At 63.3% G+C, this 23,232-nt stretch carries 20 protein-coding genes; 12 read left to right on the forward strand and 8 right to left on the reverse strand.

Translation table 11 applies throughout. The features are described 5' to 3' along the window. Positions 1–209: 209 nt before the first annotated feature. Both guaD and AC0NIH_RS01660 read right to left on the reverse strand, forming a co-directional pair. Positions 210–1,526, reverse strand: coding sequence for a guanine deaminase (gene guaD / locus AC0NIH_RS01655; protein ID WP_473466103.1), 1,317 nt, complete (start codon positions 1,524–1,526; stop codon positions 210–212). A gap of 2 nt (positions 1,527–1,528) precedes the next feature. Further along, positions 1,529–2,746 (reverse strand): urate hydroxylase PuuD, encoded by a 1,218-nt coding sequence (locus AC0NIH_RS01660; protein ID WP_473466100.1) that lies wholly within the window; start codon positions 2,744–2,746, stop codon positions 1,529–1,531. Between the two features lie 236 nt (positions 2,747–2,982). Between AC0NIH_RS01660 and AC0NIH_RS01665 the strand changes: the two genes are divergently transcribed. From AC0NIH_RS01665 to AC0NIH_RS01675, 3 genes are all read left to right on the forward strand, one after another. Then, entirely contained in the window at positions 2,983–3,903 is a 921-nt protein-coding gene (locus AC0NIH_RS01665; RefSeq protein WP_023775922.1) for a LysR family transcriptional regulator, read from the forward strand. A 118-nt stretch (positions 3,904–4,021) separates the two neighbouring features. Then, positions 4,022–4,975, forward strand: a complete 954-nt coding sequence (locus AC0NIH_RS01670) for an LLM class flavin-dependent oxidoreductase (protein ID WP_473466098.1) — start codon at positions 4,022–4,024, stop codon at positions 4,973–4,975. Beyond that, a complete protein-coding gene (locus AC0NIH_RS01675) occupies positions 4,972–6,219 on the forward strand; it encodes an LLM class flavin-dependent oxidoreductase (RefSeq protein ID WP_473466095.1) in 1,248 nt (415 codons plus the stop codon). Before AC0NIH_RS01670 ends, AC0NIH_RS01675 begins: the two co-directional genes overlap by 4 nt. A 12-nt stretch (positions 6,220–6,231) precedes the next feature. Here the strand turns inward: AC0NIH_RS01675 and xdhC are convergent, their stop codons facing one another. From xdhC to uraH, 4 genes are read right to left on the reverse strand one after another with little or no spacing between them, the layout of a single operon-like run. Further along, the gene (xdhC, locus tag AC0NIH_RS01680; protein WP_473466094.1) at positions 6,232–7,323 is read right to left on the reverse strand and encodes a xanthine dehydrogenase accessory protein XdhC; all 1,092 of its coding nucleotides are present in this window, start codon (positions 7,321–7,323) and stop codon (positions 6,232–6,234) included. 60 nt (positions 7,324–7,383) lie between these two features. Then, entirely contained in the window at positions 7,384–9,750 is a 2,367-nt protein-coding gene (xdhB, locus tag AC0NIH_RS01685) for a xanthine dehydrogenase molybdopterin binding subunit (protein WP_473466324.1), read from the reverse strand. Then, the gene (xdhA, locus tag AC0NIH_RS01690; protein WP_473466091.1) at positions 9,750–11,231 is read right to left on the reverse strand and encodes a xanthine dehydrogenase small subunit; all 1,482 of its coding nucleotides are present in this window, start codon (positions 11,229–11,231) and stop codon (positions 9,750–9,752) included. Before xdhA ends, xdhB begins: the two co-directional genes overlap by 1 nt. A 3-nt stretch (positions 11,232–11,234) precedes the next feature. Further along, positions 11,235–11,609, reverse strand: coding sequence for a hydroxyisourate hydrolase (gene uraH / locus AC0NIH_RS01695; RefSeq protein WP_473466088.1), 375 nt, complete (start codon positions 11,607–11,609; stop codon positions 11,235–11,237). 201 nt (positions 11,610–11,810) lie between these two features. On the opposite strand from uraH, the gene puuE reads away from it, so the two are divergent. From puuE to AC0NIH_RS01715, 4 genes are all read left to right on the forward strand, one after another. Continuing rightward, positions 11,811–13,229, forward strand: coding sequence for an allantoinase PuuE (gene puuE, locus AC0NIH_RS01700; protein WP_473466086.1), 1,419 nt, complete (start codon positions 11,811–11,813; stop codon positions 13,227–13,229). A 10-nt stretch (positions 13,230–13,239) separates the two neighbouring features. Next, positions 13,240–14,103 (forward strand): bifunctional allantoicase/(S)-ureidoglycine aminohydrolase, encoded by an 864-nt coding sequence (locus AC0NIH_RS01705; RefSeq protein WP_473466083.1) that lies wholly within the window; start codon positions 13,240–13,242, stop codon positions 14,101–14,103. Between the two features lie 11 nt (positions 14,104–14,114). Beyond that, positions 14,115–14,606 (forward strand): ureidoglycolate lyase, encoded by a 492-nt coding sequence (locus AC0NIH_RS01710; protein WP_473466321.1) that lies wholly within the window; start codon positions 14,115–14,117, stop codon positions 14,604–14,606. Positions 14,607–14,672: 66 nt separating this feature from the next. Next, positions 14,673–15,266: a nucleoside deaminase gene (locus tag AC0NIH_RS01715; RefSeq protein WP_352703299.1), complete on the forward strand. Its 594-nt coding sequence runs from the start codon at positions 14,673–14,675 to the stop codon at positions 15,264–15,266. 10 nt (positions 15,267–15,276) lie between these two features. On the opposite strand, the gene AC0NIH_RS01720 is transcribed toward AC0NIH_RS01715, so the two are convergent. Next, positions 15,277–15,588 carry a BrnA antitoxin family protein gene (locus AC0NIH_RS01720; protein WP_013891602.1) on the reverse strand — a complete coding sequence of 104 codons (312 nt, stop codon included), beginning with the start codon at positions 15,586–15,588 and terminating at the stop codon, positions 15,277–15,279. Then, positions 15,575–15,829, reverse strand: a complete 255-nt coding sequence (locus AC0NIH_RS01725; RefSeq protein ID WP_013891603.1) for a BrnT family toxin — start codon at positions 15,827–15,829, stop codon at positions 15,575–15,577. Before AC0NIH_RS01725 ends, AC0NIH_RS01720 begins: the two co-directional genes overlap by 14 nt. Positions 15,830–16,008: 179 nt before the next feature. On the opposite strand from AC0NIH_RS01725, the gene AC0NIH_RS01730 reads away from it, so the two are divergent. From AC0NIH_RS01730 to AC0NIH_RS01750, 5 genes are all read left to right on the forward strand, one after another. After that, entirely contained in the window at positions 16,009–17,994 is a 1,986-nt protein-coding gene (locus tag AC0NIH_RS01730; protein ID WP_473466080.1) for a CocE/NonD family hydrolase, read from the forward strand. A 154-nt stretch (positions 17,995–18,148) separates the two neighbouring features. Beyond that, entirely contained in the window at positions 18,149–19,735 is a 1,587-nt protein-coding gene (locus tag AC0NIH_RS01735) for an ABC transporter substrate-binding protein (protein WP_287272659.1), read from the forward strand. 16 nt (positions 19,736–19,751) lie between these two features. Then, a complete protein-coding gene (locus AC0NIH_RS01740) occupies positions 19,752–20,711 on the forward strand; it encodes an ABC transporter permease (RefSeq protein ID WP_023765585.1) in 960 nt (319 codons plus the stop codon). A gap of 10 nt (positions 20,712–20,721) precedes the next feature. Next, positions 20,722–21,546, forward strand: coding sequence for an ABC transporter permease (locus AC0NIH_RS01745; protein ID WP_013891607.1), 825 nt, complete (start codon positions 20,722–20,724; stop codon positions 21,544–21,546). Beyond that, positions 21,546–23,216: an ABC transporter ATP-binding protein gene (locus AC0NIH_RS01750; RefSeq protein ID WP_140570630.1), complete on the forward strand. Its 1,671-nt coding sequence runs from the start codon at positions 21,546–21,548 to the stop codon at positions 23,214–23,216. The genes AC0NIH_RS01745 and AC0NIH_RS01750 overlap by 1 nt, the downstream gene beginning before the upstream one ends. Positions 23,217–23,232 lie beyond the last annotated feature (16 nt).

Raw genomic sequence — 23,232 nt, forward strand, 5'->3', positions numbered from 1 at the left:
GTCACACGTCGTTTGTACGACAAGCTCCGCCCGGTCAAGCTCCGTCGCAGCGGTCGTCTTGCCCCGCCAGCGTCGACCCCCACTCCGTCGAGCTTCGCTCGACGGAGTGGGGGAACCACTTAGCAATCAGGCGCAATCATCATCTTGTCCCTCGCGAAGATCGCCCCCCCACTCCACCGAGTTGCGGTCCTCTCCCTCGGCGGTCGGTCTTAAACCGCGATCATGTCTGTCTTCGCTGCCCGCCCGGCGACATAGACCTCGCGCACGGCGCGGTCATCGCCCAGCGTCTGCAGGAGAAACAGTTCCTGGGCCAGGGTCTCGACCGTTTCCATCCTGAGCCGCATCGCCGGCGTGGCGTTCGCATCCAGCACCACGATGTCGGCATCGGTGCCTTCGGTCAGCGTGCCGATCCTTTCCACCGCCGACAGCGCCTCGGCATTGCCGCGCGTGATCTGCCAGAAAGACTGGAACGGGTTCAGCTTCTCGCCATTCAACGCGATCACCTTGTAGCCCTCGTCCATGGTGCGCAGCATCGAATAGTTGGTGCCGCCGCCGACATCGGTGGCGGCGGCGATGCGCAGCGCTTTGTGACGGTTGCGGTAGCGCTGATAGTCGAACAAGCCGGAGCCAAGGAAGAGGTTGGAGGTCGGACAGAATACCGCAACCGAGCCGCTATTCGACAGCGCGTCCGCCTCGCGCTCCGACAGATGGATGCAGTGGCCGAACAGGCTCTTTTTCCCAAGCAGCCCGTAATGCTCGTAGACGTCGGTGTAGTCGCGCGACCACGGGTAAAGCTGTTGCGTGAAGGCGATCTCGGCGTGGTTTTCCGACAGATGCGTCTGCATGTGCAGGTCGGGATGCTCGCGGCAGAGCGCTCCGGCCATCTCCATTTGCTCCGGTGAGGAGGTGATGGCGAAGCGCGGGGTGATGGCATAAAGCTGGCGCCCCTTGCCGTGCCATTCCTTGATCAGCGCCTTGGTGTCGTCATAGCCGGATTGCGGCGTGTCGAGCACACCTTCGGGCGCATTGCGGTCCATCATCACCTTGCCGGCGATGTTGAGCATGTTGCGATCGTGCGATTCGGCGAAGAAGGCCTCCGCCGAGGCCCTGTGCGCCGAGCAGTAGGCGACCACGGTCGTGGTGCCGTGACGCACCATCTCGTCGAGGAAAAGCCTGGAAATGCGGCGGCCATGCTGCGCGTTGGCGAATTTTTTCTCCTCCGGGAAGGTGTAGGTATTCAGCCAGTCGAGCAGTTCGGCGCCATAGGAAGCGATGACCTGCATCTGCGGAAAATGCGCATGCGCGTCGATGAAGCCGGGCAGCAACAGATGCGGCCGGTGGTCGATTTTTTTCACCGCCTCGCCAGCCTGCTTTTCGACGTCGGCATAGGAGCCGGCAACGACGATCCTGCCATCGCTGATCAGCACGCCGCCATCTTCCTCGTAGCGCCAGGCCGAATGGTCGTCGATGGTTTGCGGCCAGCGCTCGAAGGACAGCGTGCGGCCGCGCAGAAGTATCGAGGTCATGCCTATTTCCCTGCGCCTTCGAACCAGGCCACCAGCAGCGCCCGCTCCTTGTCTGATATCTGCGAGACATTGGCAGGCGGCATGGCGTGGCTGCGTCCGGCCTGCAGATAAATCTCGCGGGCATGCTCGGCGATACCTGCGTCGGTGTCGAGCATCACGCCCTTGGGTGCATGATAGATGCCCTCATAGACCGGCTCCGCCGCATGGCACATCGAGCAGCGGCCGAGCACGGTGTCGCGCACGGCCGGGAAATGCGCGGAGGCGATATAGAGTTCCGCCGATGCGGATGGCTTGGGTTCGCCGGTCAGCACCCTCGGCACGGTCGACAGCCAGATGATGATGATGAACAGGACAAGGGCGCCCAGCCAGGTCCAGTGCGGGTTGCCCTTGCGCGCATGGACGCTGTTGAAATAGTGCCGGATCAGCACGCCGATGATGAACACCAGCGAGGCGATGACCCAGTTGAACTCGGTCCCGAACGCCAGCGGATAATGGTTCGACAGCATCAGGAACAGCACCGGCAGCGTCAGATAGTTGTTGTGGAGCGAGCGCTGCTTGGCGATCTTGCCGTATTTCGGATCGGGCTTGCGGCCGGCGATGAGGTCGGCAACGACGATCTTCTGGTTGGGGATGATGATCATGAAGACATTGGCCGACATGATGGTGGCGGTGATGGCGCCCAGATGCAGGAAGGCGGCGCGGCCGGTGAACAGGTGCGTCAGCCCCCAGGCGATGAACACCAGCACGCAGTAGAGCACCAGCATCAGGCCGGTATCGCTTTTGCCCAGCGGCGAGCGGCACAGGAGATCATAAACCACCCAGCCGACGCCGATTGTCGCCATGGACAGCAAGATGCCCACGGGTACAGACATCGGCAGCACGTTGGGATCGATCAGGAACAGATCGGCTCCGGCATAATAGACCACGCACAGCATGGCGAAGCCTGACAGCCAGGTGGCGTAGGATTCCCATTTGAACCAGGTCAGGTGTTCGGGCATCTCGGCCGGCGCCACCAGATATTTCTGGATGTGGTAGAACCCGCCGCCATGCACCTGCCATTCTTCGCCGAAGGCGCCGACCGGCATGCCCGGTCGCTGGCGCAAGCCAAGATCGAGCGCGACGAAATAGAAAGACGAGCCGATCCAGGCGATGCCGGTGATGACATGCAGCCAGCGCACGGCGAAGCTCAGCCAGTCCCAGAAAATCGCGAAATCCATCATTGACGTCGTCCCTGCCGATGAGGCGACTTTACGGTGTCGCGCGCAAACGAAAAGAGGCGAGGTGTACGATGACTTTCAAAAAAAAATGGAAAATACTACAACGCCGCGCGTCCTCTTGGACGCGCGAAGGACGCTGTAGCACTTTGATCTGGCGCATGATCCTTTCCGAAAATCGATTCCGATTTTTCGGGGTCATGCGCTAGGCTAATCGCTGCAAACCGGCGAAGGTGCTCCCCATGGCCTATCTCGACAACATCGCCGTTTTCGTCCGCGTCGTCGAACTCGGCAATCTGTCGGCGGCGGGCCGCGACATGCGCATTTCGCCGGCGGTCGCCTCCAACCGCATCAAGGAGTTGGAAAAGCATCTTGGTGTGCGGCTGTTCAACCGCACCACGCGGCAATTGATGCCGACCGAGCACGGCACGGTTTTTTATGCGGGCGCCAAGCAGGTGCTGGAAGCGATCACCGAAGCGGAGGCCGCCGTCTCGGCGCTGTCCGGCCAGCCGCGCGGCACCATCCGCGTAACCGCACCGCTCGGCCTCGGCCGCCGGCTGGTGGCCTCGGGCATCCCCGATTTCCACGACAAATACCCCGACATCGAGGTGCGGCTGAGGCTCTCGGACCACAATGTCGATATCATGAAGGAAGGCATCGACGTCGCTTTCCGGCTCGGCATCATCGAGGATTCCAGCCTCAGGATGCGCGGCATCATGGAATGCGAACGCGTGCTGGTGGCGGCGCCGAAATATCTGGAGGCGCGCGGCGAACCGGTGGAGCCGCAGGAACTGATCGGCCGCAAGCACGATTGCCTGATGCTGCGCTATTCCGGTGCGCGCGAATATGTGTGGACACTGCAGACACCCACCGGGCCGCAGAAATTCGAAGTGCATGGCCCCTACGACACCGATGACGGCGATGTGCTGACCGGCTGGGCGCTGTCCGGGCGCGGCATCATCAACAAGCCGCGCTTCGAGGTCGAACCCTTTATACGCGACCGGCGGCTGAAGGTGATCCTGAACAGCACCCCGCCGACGCCGGTGCAGTTCGCCGCCGTCTATCCGCACAAGAAGCTGCAGGACCCCAAGGTGCGCCTGCTGCTCGACTTCATGGCCGAGCGCTGCCAGCGGCTGATCAACGACATACTGGCGGGCAAATAGGGACTGGCTGGAAAGTGAACGGCTCCTGGCCCAGTCTAAGGGGTTGCCTTGCGCGAAGGCGAACTTAGGTTCGCATGCACCGCCTGATGGTCGATGGCTGCGCGACGAGCAAATCACAATGCATCTTACCGTTTCGCTCAACATTGCTTCCATGGCCGGCCAGACCAGCGCGCTCACTTTCAGGGATGTGGCCGGCTTTGTCCGGCAGGCGGAAGCGGCCGGGCTGGACATGATTATCCTTGAAGACTCCGCGCCAGATGCCCCCGCGTCCAGCAGCCCTTTCGAAGCGACCACCTTGCTGGCCGCATTGGCGACCGTGACAACCAGGATTGGCCTCGTCGCCGCGGCCTCGACCGTCGCCCACCAGCCCTACAATCTGGCGCGCCGTTTCGCCTCGCTCGACAGCATCAGCCATGGCCGCGCCGGCTGGCACGCGACGATGGCGCAGGCGCCACGCGAGGCGGCCAATTTCAGCCGGCCGGATGGATTTTCCAACGATGATTTCCGCCGCCGCACCGAGGAATATATCGGGATCGTACGAGGCTTGTGGCAGGGCTGGGACGCGGATGCGCTGCTGTTCGACAAGGGCGGCGGCCGCTTCCATGATCCCGACAAAATGCACCTGCTCGACCACAAGGGCGAATTTTTCTCCGTGCGCGGCCCGCTCAACGTGGCGCGCTCGCCGCAGGATCAGCCGGTGCTGGTGCTGTCCGTTCTGTCCGAAGCCGACATGGATATCGCCGCCCGGACCGCCGACGTCATCCTCCTGGACGGATCCGCTCAGGACGCCAAGGCGCGTCATGACGATCTGAAGCGGCACGTGGCCGCCTGCGGACGCGAACCGGGCTCGGTCAAGGTGCTGCTGAATGTCGGCGTCGACGTCGATCGTCTCGATGCGTCGTTCCGCTCGCAAGACTGCGATGGGTTCAACATCGCGATGCCGCCCCCGGCACTGGACGATTTCGTCGGCCGCGTGTTGCCGGAGTTGCGGCGGCGCGGCCTTTTGCGGGACGGTTATCGCGGCACGACGTTGCGCTCGCATCTTGGCCTTGCCGGCGGAGGTGACCAATGACCGCGCAGATGAAGCTCGGCGCCTTCCTGTGGGCGACGGGCCACCACATCGCCGCCTGGCGCCACCCCAAGGCGCATGTGACCGCCGGCATCGACATCGATCACTACATCCAGCTGGCGCGCACGGCGGAAGCGGCGAAGTTCGACATGATCTTCTGCGAAGACGCCGCCGGCCTGCGCGAGGCCAATATCGGCATTGCCAGCCAGACGTCGCGCTCGATCGGCTTCGAGCCGATCAGCCTGCTTTCGGCGCTCGCCGTGCAGACCAGCCGCATCGGCCTCGTCTCCACCGCCTCGACGAGCTACAACGAGCCCTACGGGCTGGCGCGGACGTTTCTTTCACTCGACCATCTGAGCGGCGGGCGGGCCGGCTGGAACCTGGTGACATCGGCCAGCCCGATCGAGGCTGCCAATTTCGGCTCGACCGGCCTCAAGCCGCATGCCGACCGCTATGAGCGGGCGCGCGAATTCGCCGAGGTGGTCACTCGCCTTTGGCACGGCAAGGTTCCCGGCCATGACGGTCAGAGCTTTTCGGTTCGCGACCCGCTCGATCTGCCGCGTTCGCCGCAGGGCGCGCCGGTCATGGTCCAGGCCGGCGCCTCGGATGTCGGCCGCGATCTGGCCGCCCGAACCGCCGACGTGGTGTTCACGGCAGCGCAGACCTTCGAGGAGGCGAAGGCCTTCTACGACGACCTCAAGGGGCGCATGGCAAGCTATGGACGCGACGCGGACGACATCAAGATCATGCCCGGCGTTTCCCCCGTGGTGGCGGAAACGGAAGCCGAGGCCCAGGAAAAATTCGAGGAATTGCAGGAGCTGATCCCCGACGACGTCGGCGTGGCGCTGCTGTCCAGCTATCTCAGCATCTCCGATCTGCGGCGCTATCCGATCGACGGGCCGCTGCCCGAATTGCCGGAGAGCGAAGGGATGAAGAGCCGGCAGGCGCTGGTCATCGAACAATCGCGCCGCGACGGCCTTTCCATCCGCCAGCTTGCCCGTCATTTCGCCGGCGCCAGGGGTCATTGGCGTATCGTCGGCACGGCGGCCCAGATCGCCGACGAACTGCAGGCACGGTTCGAAGGCGGTGCGGCCGATGGCTTCAACGTCATGTCGTCCTATTTCCCCGGTGAACTCGATGCCTTTTGCGAACTCGTGGTGCCGGAGCTGCAGCGGCGTGGGCTGTTTCGCAGGGATTATGAAGGCCGAACGCTGCGCGACCATCTGGGCTTGAAGCGGCCAGCCTAGGCGCGGCAAAGCTCAGCTGACCATTACCTTGCCATGCGGCACGGGATTGTCGGCATTTGACGCGGCGGCGTGAGCAACCAGCGCCGTCATGATCTCAGCCGCCGCCAGCGCCGCAATAACTTGCGGCCGCTTGTCCTTGACGGCATCACCGCCGATCGGCGAGACGAGGCGGGCAAACTCCGCTTCCGTGCCATCAGCCGATTTCAGGAACCAGTTCCTGAAGGTCGCCTTCTTGGTCTTCGAGCCGATCATGCCGACATAGGCGGTGTCGCCGCGCCTCAGCGCTTCGGCGACGATCAGGAAGTCCAGTGCATGGTCATGGGTGAGGATGGCGAAAACGGTTCCGGCAGGAGCGTTGCGCACCTCGGCCTCCGGCATCGGCGTCAGCCGCGTCTCGACGGTTTCGGGCATGCCTTCCAGCGCTTCGGCCCGCGTTTCGATGACGACGCCGTGGACGGGAAGAAGCGCTATCGTCGACGCCAGCGCCTGGCCGACATGGCCGCCGCCGAAGATATAGACATGCGGCAGGTGCGCCTGTTCGGCTTCCGCGGCCGCAATCAGATCGGCGGCAAGCGCGGCATCGACCAGCCGGATCAGAACCTCAACGCGCCCGCCGCAGCATTGGCCGATTTCGGGCCCCAGCGGGACGTCGAGGGTAGCGCGGACTTCGTCGACCTCGATGCGGGTTCCCCTCCCCCTTGAGGGGAGGGTGGCGGCAAAGCCGCCGGGTGGGGTCGGATCGACCGGTCTCGACGTCCTTGCGGTGCCTTTTGAGAGGACCCCCTCTGGCCGCTTCGCGGCCTGCCCTTCGCTATCGCTCCGGGCGCTCGTCGCTGAAAAAGCCAAATCGTTGGCTTTTTCTCGGCCTACGGCCGATCGCTCCTCTCCCCCCTCGAGGGGGGAGAAAAGCATCTGCCTGGCCTTGTCGATGGCCATGTATTCGAGCTGGCCGCCGCCGATCGTGCCAAAGGTGGCCGATGCCGAGACGAGCATGAAGGCGCCCTTCTCGCGCGGCGTCGAGCCTTTGGTGCCCGCCACTTCGACCAGGGCGACCCGGTGGGCGCTGGCGAGAAAGGCTTTCAGGCTTTGCACTTTCGAGTTCATTTTTGCATTCCCAATTGGGAAATATAGGCTTTTCACGCTGATTTTGCACGTTTTGGCGACTTAGGCGCCAGCCCTGGCCTCTTTCTTCAGCCGCTCGATCGTCATCAGCACGCGTTCCGGCGTCGCAGGAGCATCGAGACGCGGGCAGATCTTGTGGTCGGCGACACTGGCGACCGCATCCGACAATGCATGCAGCACGGACATGCCGAGCGGGAAGGGCGGCTCGCCAACCGCCTTGGAGCGGTGGATCGTCGGCTCGCTCGCCTCGGGCCAGTCGGCAAGGGTCACGTTGAATATCTTCGGCCGGTCTGACGCCAGCGGGATCTTGTAGGTCGACGGCGCATGGGTGCGCAGCCGTCCCTTGTCGTCCCACCACAGTTCTTCCGTCGTCAGCCAGCCCATGCCCTGGATGAAGCCGCCCTCGATCTGGCCGAGATCGATGGCACGGTTCAGCGAGCGGCCGGTTTCGTGCAGGATGTCGGTGCGCTCGACCACATATTCGCCGGTCAGCGTGTCGACCGAGACTTCCGAGCAGGAGGCCCCGTAGGCGAAATAGTAGAAGGGGCGACCCTGTCCCTTGTCGCGGTTCCAGTGGATTTTCGGCGTCTTGTAGAATCCCGCCGCCGAGAGCTGAATGCGCGCCATGTAGGCTTGCTTGACGAGGTCGGCGAAGGCGATCTCCTGGTTGCCGACGCGCACCCGGTTGGGCAGGAAAACCACCTGGTCGTGCGGCACCTGGTACTTTTCGGCGGCGAAATCGATGAGCCGGGCCTTGATCTGACGCGCACCGTTCTGCGCGGCCATGCCGTTGAGATCGGAGCCGGAAGACGCCGCAGTGGCCGAGGTGTTGGGCACCTTGCCGGTTGTGGTCGCCGTGATCTTCACCTGGTCGAGGTCGATCTGGAATTCTTCGGCCACCACCTGCGCGACCTTGAGGTAGAGGCCCTGCCCCATCTCGGTGCCGCCATGGTTCAGATGCACCGAACCGTCGGTGTAGACATGCACCAACGCACCGGCCTGGTTGTAGTGCGTGGCGGTGAAGGAAATGCCGAACTTGACCGGCGTCAGCGCCAGGCCGCGCTTGATGAAACGGCTGTTGGCGTTGAAGGCCGAAATTTCCCGCCGTCGCCGCGCATAGCTGGCGCTTTCCTCCAGTTCGCCGACGATGCGCTGGATGATGTTGTCCTCGACCGTCTGGTGATAGGGCGTGAGGTTGCGGCCCCCTTCGCTATCATCACTGGTGCCGTAGAAATTCTTCTTGCGGATTTCCAGCGGGTCCTTGCCGACCGCGAAGGCGACCTCGTCGATGACGCGTTCGGCACCGACCATGCCTTGCGGGCCGCCAAAGCCGCGGAAAGCGGTGTTCGACACGGTGTTGGTGTAGAGCGGCGCCGACTGTGCATGCACCGTCGGCCAGAAATAGGTGTTGTCGCAGTGGAACAGCGCGCGGTCGGTGACCGGGCCTGACAGGTCCGACGAAAAGCCGCAGCGCGCCGCGAACATGAAGTCGACGCCGAGGATGTTGCCTTCGTCATCGAAGCCGACTTCGTAGTCGACGAGGAAGTCGTGACGCTTGCCGGTGGCGATCATGTCGTCGTCGCGGTCGGGCCGGATTTTCACCGCGCGATGGTGCTTCTTGGCGGCGATCGCGGCCAATGCCGCGAACTGGTTGCCTTGTGTTTCCTTGCCGCCGAAGCCGCCGCCCATGCGGCGGATTTCCACCGTGATGGCGTTGCTCGGCACCCCGAGCGCATGGCTCACCATGTGCTGGACTTCACTCGGATGCTGGGTCGAGGAGTAGATGGTGACGTCCTGGTCCTCGCCGGGGACGGCCATGGCGATATGGCCCTCGAGATAGAAATGCTCCTGGCCGCCGACGCGCATCTTTCCCTTCAGCCGGCGCGGCGCCTGACGGATCGCGGCCGCCGCGTCGCCGCGTCTCAGCGTGAGAGGCGGCGTGACCAACTTGTCCTTTCTTGGGTCGAGGTCGCCGATATCGGTGACGAAGGGCAATGCCTTGTATTCGACCTTGGCCAGCCTGGTGGCGCGGCGCGCTTGTTCGCGAGTCTCGGCAATAACGCAGAAGATCGGCTGACCATGGAACTCGACCTTGCCGTCGGCGAGCACCGGCTCGTCATGGCGGCCAGTCGGCGAGATGTCGTTCTCGCCCGGCACATCCTTTGCCGTCAGCACATCGACGACGCCCGGCGCGGCGCGCACCGCCGAGAGGTCCATCTCGACGATCGTGGCATGGGTCACAGCCGAAAGGCCGAGGCAGCCATGCAGCGTGCCGGCCGGTTCCGGCATGTCGTCGATATAGACCGCCGTGCCGCTGACATGCTTGTGGGCGGAATCGTGCCGCTGATCGGTGGCGACGCCGCCGACGATTTTCTCAGCCTTGAGACTAGCGGTGGCGTGCTTGTTCATCATGCCGCCTCGTTGCGTGACACCTGGAATGGTGCCCTGGTGCCGGTGGTTTCGACAAAGAAGCGCAACAACAGGTTTTTCGCCGCCAGCGCCCGGTATTCGGCTGACGCGCGCATGTCGGTGAGCGGCGTGAAATCCCTGGCGTACTCAGTCATCGCCGCCTCGACCGTCGCTTCGGTCCAGGGCTTGCCGCGCAAGGCACTTTCGACCGCCGACGCCCGCTTCGGGGTCGCGGCCATGCCGCCATAGGCAATGCGGATATCGGCAACCGTGCCATCCCCGGCCAGAGTCAGGGAAAAGGCGCCAAGGGCGGCGGTGATGTCCTCGTCGCGGCGCTTGGTGATCTTGTAGACGACGAATTTCGCCCCCTTGGCGGGGACAGGAACGTGCACGGCTTCGACGAACTCGCCCGGCTGCCGATCCTGCTTCCCGTAAGCAATGAAGAAATCCTGCAACGGGATCGTGCGCCGCTTCTTGCCCCTGCGCAGCGTCAGCCGCGCGCCGAGCGCGATCAATGGCGGCGGCGTGTCGCCGATCGGCGAGCCGTTGGCGATGTTGCCGCCGATGGTGCCCATATTGCGCACCTGTTCGCCACCGATGCGGTCGAACAATGGTCCGAGCGCGGGGATGCGCTTCGACAGCGTCGAGAAGGCTTCGGTGTAGGTGACGCCGGCGCCGATCGATATGACGCCCTTGTCTTCGGAGATCGTGCAAAGCCCATCGAGACCGCCGATGAAGATCACCGGCGAGATATCGCGCATGTGCTTGGTGACCCACAGGCCGACATCGGTCGCCCCGGCAACGATGGTGGCCGTGGGTTCCTTGTCCAGTATGGCGGCGAAATCATCGACATTGGCCGGCACCACAAGTCTTGCCTTGCCGGCGCCGATCTCGACCCGCGCGCCGTCATGCATGGCGTCGAGCCTTGCCGTGATCGCCTCGCGCTCCGCCGCCAGCGGGTCTTTCGCCGCCTTGCCGTAGCTGGAGATGGCGTGGGCTGCGCGCATGATCGCCTCGTAGCCGGTGCAGCGGCAAAGGTTGCCTTGCAGGGCTTTTTCGATCGTCGCGTTCGATGGGGCCGATGATCTCATCCACAGGCCGTAGAGCGACATGATGAAGCCCGGCGTGCAGAAGCCGCATTGCGAGCCGTGGAAATCGACCATTGCCTGCTGCACAGGGTGCAGTTGGCCGGGCAGGCCGCGCAAATGCTCCACGGTCACGACATGGGTGCCGTCCAGCGAGCCGAGGAAGCGGATGCAGGCGTTGACACTTTCATAGACCAGTCCGCCGGCCGAGAGCTTGCCGACGAGCACGGTGCAGGCGCCGCAATCGCCCTCGGCGCAGCCTTCCTTGGTGCCGCGCAGCGAGCGGTCGAGCCGCAGCCAGTCGAGCAAGGTCGTGTCGGGTGCCACCGAAGACAGCGCGACATCCCTGCCATTGAGGATGAAACGGATTTCGTTGCGGATGTTGACCTTGGCCATGCCTCAACTCCCCCTGTAGGTCGAATAGCCGTAGGGCGAGATCAGAAGGGGCACATGATAGTGCACCGCCTCCGCCATGCCGAAGCGGATCGGCACCCTGTCGAGGAAAGCCGGCTCGGGCAGCTTTGTTCCCTGGCCACGCAGATAGTCGCCCGCCGCAAAGATCAGCTCGTATTCGCCGATGCGGAAGTCGCCGCCGACAAGCAACGGCGCATCGCAGCGGCCGTCGGCATTGGTCGCGACCGTCTTGAGAAGCGTGCGGGCGGGACCGTCGAGACGGTAAAGAGCGATCGACAGGCCCGCCGCCGGCTTGCCGGTCGCCGTGTCGAGAACATGGGTCGTCAGGCGTCCGCCATCGGCTTTCGACGTCTCTGCCATTGGCCGCCTCCCTTTCCCAGTTGAACGAACTGGCTGGTACAATCGAACACAAGTGATGAATTGTGCGCCAATTAAAGGCGATGCATAAGTCCCGGTCGAGCGGAGTGCGACAAAAACACTTTCAAAAATTTTCGGGGGAATGCGAGAAGCGCCCTTTCGATATCCTGATGATACTTCGGGCGGTGCCCCGCGGGAGGGACGATGCGTTACGAAAGAGACATGCGCGGCTACGGAGCCAATCCGCCGGATCCGAAATGGCCTGGCGGAGCGCATGTCGCGGTGCAGTTCGTCGTCAACTACGAAGAGGGCGGCGAGAACTGCGTGCTGCACGGCGACAAGGCTTCGGAAGCCTTCCTGTCGGAAATCGTCGGCGCCGCGGCCTGGGTGGGCCAGCGCCACTGGAACATGGAATCGATCTATGAATACGGGGCGCGGGCCGGTTTCTGGCGGCTGCTGCGCCTGTTCAGCGAGAGCCAGGTGCCGGTGACCTGCTACGGCGTCGCCACCGCGTTGGCACGCTCGCCCGACCAGGTGACGGCCATGCAGGAGGCCGGCTGGGAGATCGCCTCGCACGGGCTGAGATGGATCGACTACCGCGACCACAGCGCCGAGGACGAACGCCGCGACCTCGAAGCCGCGATCAAGCTGCATTACGAGGTCACAGGCCAGCGCCCGACCGGCTGGTATACGGGCCGCACCTCGATCAACACGGTGCGGCTGGTCGCCGAAGAGGGCGGCTTCGACTACGTCTCCGACACCTATGACGACGAGCTACCCTACTGGTACGAGCATGCGGGCGGCACGCAGCTCATCATCCCCTATACGCTCGACGCCAACGATATGCGCTTCGCCACGCCGCAAGGCTTCAACTCGGGTGACCAGTTCTTCGCGTACCTCAAAGACAGTTTCGACACGCTCTATGCCGAGGGCAAGGCGGGCGGGCCGCGCATGATGAACATCGGCCTGCATTGCCGGCTCGTCGGGCGGCCGGGCCGAGTGGCGGCGCTGAAGCGCTTCGTCGACTATGTGAAGTCGCACGACAAGGTCTGGCTGGCGCGGCGCATCGACATAGCCAGGCACTGGCAGGAAAATCATCCCTACAAGCCGGCGGCGCTGCGCCCATCGAAAATGGAATTCGAAACCTTCGTTCACAGCTTCGGCGGCGTGTTCGAGCATTCGCCCTGGATCGCGGAGCGGGCCTACGAACTCGAACTAGGCCCGGCGCACGACACGGCCGGCGGCCTGCACAATGCGCTCTGCCGCGTCTTCCGCTCGGCCAGCGAGACCGAGCGGCTCGGCGTGCTCAACGCCCATCCTGACCTTGCCGGCAAGCTTGCCAAGGCCAGGCGGCTGACGGCGGAATCGACCCGGGAACAGGCCTCCGCTGGACTCGACGCGCTGACCGACAAGGAGCGCGAATTGTTCTCCAAGCTCAACGCCGCCTACGTCACCACTTTCGGCTTCCCCTTCATCATAGCGGTGAAGGGAAAGACCAAGGAGGAAATCCTGGCGGAATTCGAAGCCCGCATCGGCAACGGCCGCGGCGTCGAATTCGAGACCGCCTGCAAACAGGTCGAGCGCATCGCGCTGCTCCGCCTCAGGGATATGCTACCGCAATAGGTTTGAACCCATGGATACGATCAGGATGCCCGACCGAACTTACTACGCGCCGCATGGCGGCCATTCCGGTCAAACCGAACTGCTGACGGGCCGCGCCGTCTTCACCGAGGCCTATGCCGTCATCCCCAAGGGGGTGATGCAGGACATCGTCACCAGCGCCTTGCCGTTCTGGGACGAGACCCGCGTCTGGATCCTGTCGCGGCCGCTGTCCGGCTTTGCCGAGACGTTTTCGCAATACATTATCGAGGTCGCACCCGGCGGCGGCAGCGAGCGGCCGGAACCCGATGCCGGCGCCGAGGGCGCCCTGTTCGTGGTCGAGGGCGAGTTGACGGTCCTGCTTGCCGGCAAGAAGCATGTGTTGCGGCCCGGCGGCTTTGCCTTCCTGCCGCCGGCCAGCGGCTGGACGGTTCGCAATGAAGGCAAGGCGGCTGTTCGCTTCCACTGGATCCGCAAGGCCTATGAGGCCGTCGACGGCATCGAAGCACCGGAAGCCTTCTTCACCAACGAACAGGAGATCGCGCCGACGCCGATGCCCGGCACCGAGGGCCGCTGGGCGACGACGCGGTTCGTCGATCCGGCCGATTTGCGCCACGACATGCATATGACCATCGTGACGCTCGAGCCTGGCGCCGTCATTCCGTTCGCCGAGACGCATGTGATGGAGCACGGGCTCTACGTGCTCGAAGGCAAGGCGGTCTACCGCCTGAACCAGGACTGGGTCGAGGTCGAGGCCGGCGACTATATGTGGCTGCGCGCATTCTGCCCGCAGGCCTGCTATGCCGGCGGCCCGGGGAAATTCCGCTATCTGCTCTACAAGGACGTCAACCGGCACGCCAAGCTCGGCGGTGCCGATATCGGTGGTCGCACGCGGTGACCCGCCCCATCTTGGCTCACATCGTCGCGCGGCCGCTGACGCGTGAGGCGTTTGCCGAATTCGGCGACGTCATCGACATGGGCGGCAACAACCACTACCCGATCAATGGCGGCAAGGCCGAGCGTTACCACGATCTTGCCACCGCTGAGGCAACGGGACCGAACGCCCGCGTGCTGATCTCGATGGTGCACAGCACGCCTTACGAACTGCCGCTAAAGCTGACCATGGTCGAGCGGCATCCGTTCGGCAGCCAGGCCTTCATTCCGCTGTCGCCGCGCCCGTTCCTGGTCGTCGTCTGCAGTGACGGCAAGCAGGGGCCGGGCGAACCGCACGCCTTCATCACCGCGCCCGGACAAGGCATCAACTATTCTCGCAATCTCTGGCATGGCGTGCTGACGCCGCTTGGCGAAGCCCAGGACTTCCTGATCGTCGACCGTGGCGGCGACGGTTCCAATCTCGAGGAATTCCATTTCTCGCACGCCTACGAGATCCATCTTCCCTAATTTTTCGCGCATGTCGTTGCCCCAGAACCGGGGCACTTTTGGGCGACATGCAGCAGGAGAGCCGTCATGACCGACATTTCGCTGATCGACCGCCTGCTCGACGTCATCGAGCATGACATCGTGCCGAAGACGGAGGAAGGCGTTGCCCACGGCAACAAGCTGTTCGGCGCGGCGATCCTGAGGAAGGACGATCGTTCGCTGGTGCTGGCCGAGACCAACAACGAGAGAGAAAACCCGCTCTGGCACGGCGAGGTGCATTGCCTGAAGCGTTTTTACGAGATGCCCAGGGCGGAGCGTGTCGACACTGGCGACGCCATCTTCCTCGCCACGCACGAACCATGCTCGCTCTGCCTGTCGGCAATCACGTGGACCGGCTTCGACAATTTCTACTACCTGTTCAGCCATGAGGATTCGCGCGACAGCTTTGCCATCCCGCACGACCTGAAAATCCTGAAAGAGATCTTCACCCTCGATCCCGGCGGCTACAATGCCGAGAACGCCTACTGGAAGAGTTTCTCCATACGCAGGCTGGTGTGGGCGCTGCCGGAGGCCGAGCGCCAGAGGCTGGAAACGCGCATCGGCAAGATTTCGGCGCGTTACGATGAACTCTCCGGCGCCTACCAGGCGAACAAGGACGAGAACGACATTCCGCTGAATTGAGAGGGATCGCCTAGCTTACCTTCGCGTTTTTCAATACCTCATTTATCTTGGCCTGCCAGCCCTTGCCAGTCGCCTTGAATTTTCTGACGACGTCCTGATCCAGACGGATGGACACAACTTGCTTGGGCTTTTCCACAGGAGGCCGGCCACGAGCGCGCCTTATGCTTTCGAAAAGTTCCGGAAACGCTTCCGCGAAAGGCTTGGCTCGCGCCAATTGCTCGTCAGTCGCCTCCGCGTCGTCGGAATCAGCAGCGATTTGCCTTTGGATTTCCGCTTCCTCCTCATCGGTAAGCGGCCGAATACGTGACTTAGGGTTGTTCATATACTGACCTTTCCTTTCGGCTAGCACGTCGCATCGAGATCACCGAAATCGCTTCGGAACCAAGCGGCTTAAAAATAACGGCGAGAATGATCTCTCCGAATTCGCCAATCGCCTTGAGCCGGCCGGCCTTGGCCGGGAGGACGGTTGAAGTCGCAAAAAACTCGATATCGAGTTTGGCAAAATCGAGACCCCGGTTTTTGAGGTTCGTTACGCGCTTCGGCTCATCCCAAACGATTTTCAGGCGTAATTATCCTCAGTATGTCGAACTGGAGTGAATAAAAGTAATACATAAATTCTCGGGATAACGCAAGATAGAAGTTGAATGTTCGCGCCAACCGTCGTCCCGGCGACACAGGCCGTCGTCCGTTCGACTTCGTAATGTGCGCGCTTCATGCGTCACTGATATCCTGGAGAGCAGCCATGAAAACCGTCACCGAATTTCCCCGCAAGGTCGTCGAATTCCCGGACATGGGCATCGTCATGCCGGATGGCTGCCGGCTGTCGGCGCGGGTGTGGATGCCGGAGGACGCCGGCGACGATCCGGTGCCTGCCATTCTCGAGCACCTGCCCTACCGCAAGCGCGACGGCACCATCTTTCGCGACCAGCTGACGCATCCCTATTTTGCCGGCCACGGCTACGCCTCGATCCGCGTCGACATGCGAGGCAATGGCGATTCCGAAGGGCTGATGGACGACGAATATTCCGAGCAGGAATTGCAGGACGCCTGCGACGTCATCGCCTGGGCGGCAGCTCAACCTTGGTGCAACGGCAATGTCGGCATGATGGGCATTTCCTGGGGCGGCTTCAACTGCCTGCAGGTGGCGGCCAAACAGCCGCCGGCGCTCAAGGCGGTGATCAGCCTGTGCTCGACCGTCGACCGCTACGCCGACGACATCCACTACAAGGGCGGCTGCCTGCTGATCGAGAATTTCGGCTGGGCTTCGACGATGCTCTCCTATTCGTCACGGCCACCGGACCCGCTGATTGCAGGCGACAACCGGTGGCGCGATCTGTGGCTGACCCGGCTGAAGAACCAGTCCTTCCTTTTGCCGCTCTGGCTCAGCCACCAGCACCGCGATGCCTATTGGAAACGCGGCTCCATCTGCGAGAATTTTTCGGCGGTCAAGGCAGCGGTGCTGTCGATCGGCGGCTGGCATGACGGTTACCGCAACACGATCTCCAATCTCGTCAGCAACATCGAGGCACCGGTCAAGGGCATCGTCGGCCCATGGATCCACAAATATCCACATTATGCCGGACCTCAGCCGGCCATCGGCTTCCTGCAGGAAGCACTGCGCTGGTGGGACCACTGGCTGAAGGGCACCGACACTGGTGCCGAGGCCGACCCGGCCTATCGCGCCTATGTGATGGACAGCGTGCGCCCGGCGCGCTGGCATCCCGAGCGGCCGGGCCGCTGGGTGGCGGAGCAGCAATGGCCGTCGCCCGCCATCAAGACGCAAGCGATCGAGCTGATCTCCAAGGGCAAAAAACCTGCCATCGTCGCCTCGCCGCAAAGCTGCGGTCTCGCTGGCGGCGAGTACTTCCCGTTCACCTTCGGCCCGGAACTGCCAGGTGACCAGCGTCCCGACGATGCTCTGTCGGTGTGTTTCGACCAACCGGAACTCGCCGAGGCGTTCGACATTGTCGGCGCACCGGAAGTCCAAGTCACGCTCTCGTCCGATCGCCCGCAAGCCAACATCACGGTTCGCCTGTGCGACGTGCATCCGGACGGCGCGTCGGAACTGATCTCCTATGGCGTGCTCAACCTGACGCACCGCGACTCGCACGAATTCCCGCAAGCGCTGGTGCCGGGCGAGGCCATCTCGGCGCGCGTCGTGCTCGATCAGTGCGCCTACCGCGTTCCGGCCGGCCACCGCCTGCGCGTTGCCGTTTCGAACGCCTATTGGCCAATGATCTGGCCCTCGCCGGAGCCGGTTCAACTCACCTTGTCGGCAGCGACACTGGCCCTTCCCTTGCGCCCGCTGGCCACGGGCAGCGAGGTGACATTCGCCGAGCCGGAAGGCGCCGCGCCCTGGGCCACCCAGACGGTTCGCCCCGCCAATTCCGAACGTCATGTCGATCGCGACGAAAAGACCGGAATCGTCACGCTATCCATAGCGGACGACTTCGGCGAGGTGCGCGATCTTGCCCATGGCCTGGCCAATGGCAGCATCGCCCGCGAGACCTGGGCGATCCATCCTGACGATCCCTTGTCAGCGTCGGGCAAGACCCACTGGACGCAGACCCTGTCGCGAAATGAATGGTCGGTGCGCACCGAGACATGGGCGGAGATGCGATCGGACGCGCAAAACTTCGTCGTCAGCGCCAGAATCGAAGCTTACGAAGGCGGTATCCTCGTCTTCGAACGCAATTTCGAGGAAAAAATTCCGCGCGCGCTGGTCTGAGGACTGAACCCGTTGGTCCAAATGCGACATACGATTTACGCCACGGCATGTCGCATTCGGTCTTGCTTACCGCTTTGCCTTGCCGTCATTATTCCCCTCACAAGAAACAAGAAAATCGACCACAGAGTCGAACCAACAGAGTGAGGAACTCAAAATGTCAAATGAACTCGAATTCCTTAGCCGGCGTGTTGCAGCAGGCAAGCTGAGCCGTCGTGATTTTCTCGGCCGGGCGGCAGCGCTCGGCATCGCAGCACCCTTCGCCAACTCGCTGCTTTCAAGCGCGGCGCGGGCGGCCGGTCCGGTCAAGGGCGGCACGTTGAAGGCCGGTCTGGTCGGCGGTGAATCCACCAACAGTCTCGATCCGGCCCTGTTCATGACCCAGGTGCCGTTCGCCTTCGGCAAGTGCTGGGGCGAAATGATCGTCGAGTTGTCCCCCGACGGCAAGCTCGAGAACCGCATCGCCGAGGAGATCGGCTCGTCCAAGGACGCCAAGGTGTGGACGCTGAAGATCCGCGACGGCGTCGAATTCCACAACGGCAAGAAGGTGACCGCCGAGGACGTGGCCGCGACGCTCGAGCGCCATTCCGACGAGAAATCGAAATCCGGTGCGCTCGGCTACATGAAGGGCATCGAGACCATCAAGGCCAATGGCAAGGAAGTGGTGCTGACGCTGAAGGAAGCCAATGCCGACCTTCCCTACCTGCTCAGCGACTATCACCTGATCGTCCAGCCCAATGGCGGCAAGGACAAGGCCGACGCCGGGATCTCGGCCGGACCCTATAAGGTCACCACCAACGAGCCCGGCGTGCGCCATGGCGGCGAGCGCTTCGCCAATTACTGGCAGAGCGACAAGATGGGCCATGCCGACCAGATCGAGATCATCGTCATCAACGATGCCACTGCGCGCACGGCGGCCCTGCAGGGCGGCCAGGTCAACATGATCAACCGCGTCGAGCCGAAGATCGTCGACCTGATCAAGCGCGTGCCGGGCGTGACCATCCGCAACCACGCCGGCCCGGGCCATTACGTCTTCATCATGCATTGCAACACGGCGCCGTTCGACAACAACGACCTGCGCATGGCGCTGAAGCTCGCTATTGACCGCGAAGAGATGCTGACCAAGGTGCTGCGCGGCTACGGTTCGCTCGGCAACGACTTCCCGATCAACTCCGCCTACCCGCTGTTCACCGAGATCGAACAGCGCAAGTACGATCCGGACAAGGCGAAATTCCACTACAAGAAGTCGGGCCATGACGGCGCCGTGCTTTTGAGGACCTCGGACGTCGCCTTCCCGGGCGCGGTCGATGCCTCGCAGCTCTTCCAGCAGAGCGCCGCCAAGGCCGGCATCAAGATCGAGCTCAAGCGCGAGCCCGGCGACGGCTATTGGAACGAGGTCTGGAACAAGCAGCCCTTCTGCGCTTCCTACTGGGGCGGGCGCTCGACGCAGGACCAGATGTATTCGACCGCCTATCTGTCGACCGCCGACTGGAACGACACGCGTTTCAAGCGCCCGGATTTCGACAAGATGGTGCTGGCGGCTCGCGCCGAACTCGACGAGGCCAAGCGCAAGCAGATGTACCACGACATGGCTGTCCTGGTACGCGACGAAGGCGGCCTGATCCTGCCGATGTTCAACCAGTTCATCGACGCGACCGGTGCCAAGGTCGATGGCTGGGTCGACGATCCGCATCAGGAACTGATGAACGGCTACGCCTTGGCGAAGTGCTGGCTGCAGGCCTGAGTCCGGCTTTGCGGATATGTCTTCACCCATCCTGAAACTGATTGCCCAGCGCATTGCGCTGGGCATCCTCCTTTTGTTGGCCATTTCGGTCCTGATCTTCGCCGGCACCCAGATTCTGCCCGGCGACGTCGCGCAAGCCATTCTCGGACAATCGGCGACACCGGAGTCGCTCGCCAATTTGCGTGAGCAGCTCGGGCTGAACGACCCGGCCTATGTCAGGTATTTCCACTGGCTCGGCGGCGTGCTGACCGGCGATCTGGGCACCGCCATGTCGAGCGGCCAGGATATTGCGACCTCGATCAAGGGCCGGCTGTGGAACACGCTGTTCCTCGCCTTCTGGGCGGCGGTCGTCGCGGTGCCGCTGGCGATCATCCTCGGCCTGATCGCGGTGCGCTACCGCAATGGCTGGGTCGACAAGCTGATCTCCGGACTGGCGCTGGCGTCGACCTCCTTCCCCGAGTTCTTCATCGGCTATCTCCTGGTCTATTTCTTCGCCGTGAAATGGCAGATCTTCCCCGCCATCTCGACCGTCTATGACGGCATGCCCTTTGGCGAACGCATGCAGGCCATCGCGCTGCCGGCAACGGCACTGACGCTGGTCGTGCTCGCCCACATGATGCGCATGACGCGCGCGGCGATCCTCAACGTCATGCAGTCCGCCTATGTCGAGACCGCGGAGCTCAAGGGGCTTTCAGCCTTCGCGGTCATCCGCAGACACGCCTTTCCGAACGCCATCGCGCCGATCATCAACGTCGTCATGCTCAACCTCGCCTATCTCATCGTCGGCGTCGTCGTGGTCGAGGTGATCTTCGTCTATCCCGGCATGGGGCAGTATCTGGTCGACCATGTCACCAAGCGCGACGTGCCTGTCGTGCAGGCGGTCGGCTTGATCTTCGCGGCCGTCTACATCAGCCTCAACATCATCGCGGACATTGCGGCGATCGTCGCCAATCCGCGTCTCAGGCATCCAAAGTGAGGGGGCGGGCATGCTCGACATAAGACGCATCCCCATTCCCGCCCTGATCGGCCTGGTGCTGACCGCGCTGTTCGTGCTGGCGGCGATCTTCGCACCGTGGATCTCGCCGCACGACAATGCCGAGATCGTCGGCGACGTCTGGGAACCGATGTCGGCGGCGCACTTTCTGGGCACCGACAATCTCGGCCGCGATCTGTTGTCACGCATGATCTACGGCGCTCGCATCACGCTGTTCATCGCCGTGCTTGCCACCGCGCTGTCCTTCTCGCTCGGCGCCATTCTCGGTTTCTCGGCGGCGGTATTCGGCGGCTGGTTCGACACCATCCTGTCGCGCCTCGTCGATCTCCTGATGTCGATCCCGACGCTGATCATGGGCCTGGTCGTGCTTTCGGTGCTGCCGACGAACCTGGTGACGCTGATCCTGGTCATGGGTATCCTCGACTCGACCCGCGTCTACCGCCTGTCGCGTGCGGTCGCCGTAGACATCAACGTCATGGACTATGTCGAAGCCGCCAAGCTGCGCGGCGAAGGCAGTGGCTGGATCATCTTCCGCGAGATCCTGCCCAACGCGCTGTCGCCGCTGGTCTCGGAACTCGGCCTGCGCTTCATCTATGCCGTGCTGTTCCTGTCGACCTTGTCCTTCCTCGGCCTTGGCGTGCAGCCGCCGGACGCCGATTGGGGCGGCATGGTCAAGGAGAACAAGGACGGCATCGTCTTCGGTATCGCCGCGGCGCTCATCCCGGCAGGCGCGATCGCGGCGCTTGCCATCTCGGTCAACCTTGTCGCCGACTGGATCCTCAACCGCACGACAAGCCTGAAGGGAGGACGCGGGTGATGGCCGATACCAAAGCGAAGCCCGGACAGGGAAAGCCAGGCGTGCTGCTCGATATCCGCAATTTGCGCATCGAGGCGACGGTGTACCCGCCGGGGGAAGCGCCAAAGAATATCGTGCTGGTGCACGATGTCTCGCTGACCCTGGAAAAGGGCAAGGTGCTTGGCCTTATCGGCGAATCCGGCGCCGGCAAGTCGACCATCGGCCTGTCGTCCATGGGCTACGGCCGTGGCGGCGTGCGCATCACCGGCGGCGAGGTTTTGCTCAACGGCCGCGATATCCTGAAGGGCGGCAAGGAAGGGTTCCGCAAATTGCGCGGCCGCGAGGTCTGCTATGTCGCGCAGTCGGCGGCGGCAGCCTTCAACCCGGCGCACCGGCTGATGGACCAGGTGGTGGAAGCCACCTTGCTGCATGGCACCGCGACACGGGCCGAGGCCGAGAAGCGGGCCATAGCACTCTTCAAGAAGCTCAGCCTGCCCAACCCCGAAACCATCGGCGAGCGCTTCCCGCACCAGGTCTCGGGCGGCCAGCTGCAGCGTGTGATGACGGCGATGGCGCTCTGTTCCGAGCCCGACCTGATCGTCTTCGACGAGCCGACGACGGCGCTCGACGTGACGACGCAGATCGACGTTCTGGCGGCAATCAAGGACGCCATCCGCGACACCCATGTGGCGGCGCTCTACATCACCCACGACCTTGCCGTCGTCGCCCAGGTCTCCGACGAGATCATGGTGCTGCGCCATGGAAGGCTGGTCGAATGGGGCGGCACGCGCCAGATCATCAAGGAGCCGCGCCAGGAATACACCAACGCGCTGGTCTCGGTGCATGAGATCGAGCACGCCGAGCAGAAGCCCGGCACGACACCGTTCCTGTCGGTCAAGAACGTCACCGCCGCCTATGCGGGCGGCCACGTCAAGGTGTTGAAGAACGTCTCGGTCGATATCTACCCGGGTCAGACGCTGGCCGTCGTCGGCGAGTCCGGCTCCGGCAAGTCGACCCTGGCGCGGGCCATCACCGGCCTCTTGCCGCCGGAACAGGGAACGGTGACCTTCGACGGGCGGCCGCTGGCCAACCGGCTCGCCGACCGGCCGAAGGAGGATCTGCGCCAGTTGCAGATGATCTACCAGATGGCCGACGTGGCGATGAACCCGCGCCAGACCGTCGGCACCATCATCGGCCGGCCGCTGGAGTTCTACTTCGGCATGCGCGGCAGGCAGCGCGACGCCCGCGTGACCGAACTGCTCGACAAGATCGAGATGGGCAAGGGTTTTGCCGACCGCTACCCGGCCGAGCTTTCCGGCGGCCAGAAGCAGCGCGTCTGCATCGCCCGCTCGCTCGCAGCCAAGCCCAAGCTGATCATCTGCGACGAGGTGACCTCGGCGCTCGACCCGCTGGTGGCCAACGGCATCCTCAAGCTTTTGCTCGAACTGCAAAAGGAGGAGAACGTCGCCTACCTGTTCATTACCCACGATCTCGCGACGGTGAAGTCGATCGCCGATTCGATCGCGGTGATGTATCGCGGCGAAGTGGTGCGCTACGGCTCGAAGAGCACGGTGCTGACGCCACCCTTCGATGCCTATACCGATCTTTTGCTGTCATCGGTTCCCGAAATGGAGATCGGCTGGCTGGAAAAGGCGATCAAGGGACGGCGCATGGCCAGCGCGGGGAACTAGCGGCCTACGACTGCCG

The organism is Mesorhizobium sp. WSM1386 (assembly GCF_055901595.1).

Excerpts from the sequence above, each read along its gene's own strand:
- guaD (WP_473466103.1), bottom strand. The coding sequence starts at position 1,526 with ATGACCTCGATACTTCTGCGCGGCCGCACGCTGTCCTTCGAGCGCTGG.
- AC0NIH_RS01660 (WP_473466100.1), bottom strand. The coding sequence starts at position 2,746 with ATGATGGATTTCGCGATTTTCTGGGACTGGCTGAGCTTCGCCGTGCGC.
- AC0NIH_RS01665 (WP_023775922.1), top strand. The coding sequence starts at position 2,983 with ATGGCCTATCTCGACAACATCGCCGTTTTCGTCCGCGTCGTCGAACTC.
- AC0NIH_RS01670 (WP_473466098.1), top strand. The coding sequence starts at position 4,022 with ATGCATCTTACCGTTTCGCTCAACATTGCTTCCATGGCCGGCCAGACC.
- AC0NIH_RS01675 (WP_473466095.1), top strand. The coding sequence starts at position 4,972 with ATGACCGCGCAGATGAAGCTCGGCGCCTTCCTGTGGGCGACGGGCCAC.
- xdhC (WP_473466094.1), bottom strand. The coding sequence starts at position 7,323 with ATGAACTCGAAAGTGCAAAGCCTGAAAGCCTTTCTCGCCAGCGCCCAC.
- xdhB (WP_473466324.1), bottom strand. The coding sequence starts at position 9,750 with ATGAACAAGCACGCCACCGCTAGTCTCAAGGCTGAGAAAATCGTCGGC.
- xdhA (WP_473466091.1), bottom strand. The coding sequence starts at position 11,231 with ATGGCCAAGGTCAACATCCGCAACGAAATCCGTTTCATCCTCAATGGC.
- uraH (WP_473466088.1), bottom strand. The coding sequence starts at position 11,609 with ATGGCAGAGACGTCGAAAGCCGATGGCGGACGCCTGACGACCCATGTT.
- puuE (WP_473466086.1), top strand. The coding sequence starts at position 11,811 with ATGCGTTACGAAAGAGACATGCGCGGCTACGGAGCCAATCCGCCGGAT.
- AC0NIH_RS01705 (WP_473466083.1), top strand. The coding sequence starts at position 13,240 with ATGGATACGATCAGGATGCCCGACCGAACTTACTACGCGCCGCATGGC.
- AC0NIH_RS01715 (WP_352703299.1), top strand. The coding sequence starts at position 14,673 with ATGACCGACATTTCGCTGATCGACCGCCTGCTCGACGTCATCGAGCAT.
- AC0NIH_RS01720 (WP_013891602.1), bottom strand. The coding sequence starts at position 15,588 with ATGAACAACCCTAAGTCACGTATTCGGCCGCTTACCGATGAGGAGGAA.
- AC0NIH_RS01730 (WP_473466080.1), top strand. The coding sequence starts at position 16,009 with ATGAAAACCGTCACCGAATTTCCCCGCAAGGTCGTCGAATTCCCGGAC.
- AC0NIH_RS01735 (WP_287272659.1), top strand. The coding sequence starts at position 18,149 with ATGTCAAATGAACTCGAATTCCTTAGCCGGCGTGTTGCAGCAGGCAAG.
- AC0NIH_RS01740 (WP_023765585.1), top strand. The coding sequence starts at position 19,752 with ATGTCTTCACCCATCCTGAAACTGATTGCCCAGCGCATTGCGCTGGGC.
- AC0NIH_RS01745 (WP_013891607.1), top strand. The coding sequence starts at position 20,722 with ATGCTCGACATAAGACGCATCCCCATTCCCGCCCTGATCGGCCTGGTG.
- AC0NIH_RS01750 (WP_140570630.1), top strand. The coding sequence starts at position 21,546 with ATGGCCGATACCAAAGCGAAGCCCGGACAGGGAAAGCCAGGCGTGCTG.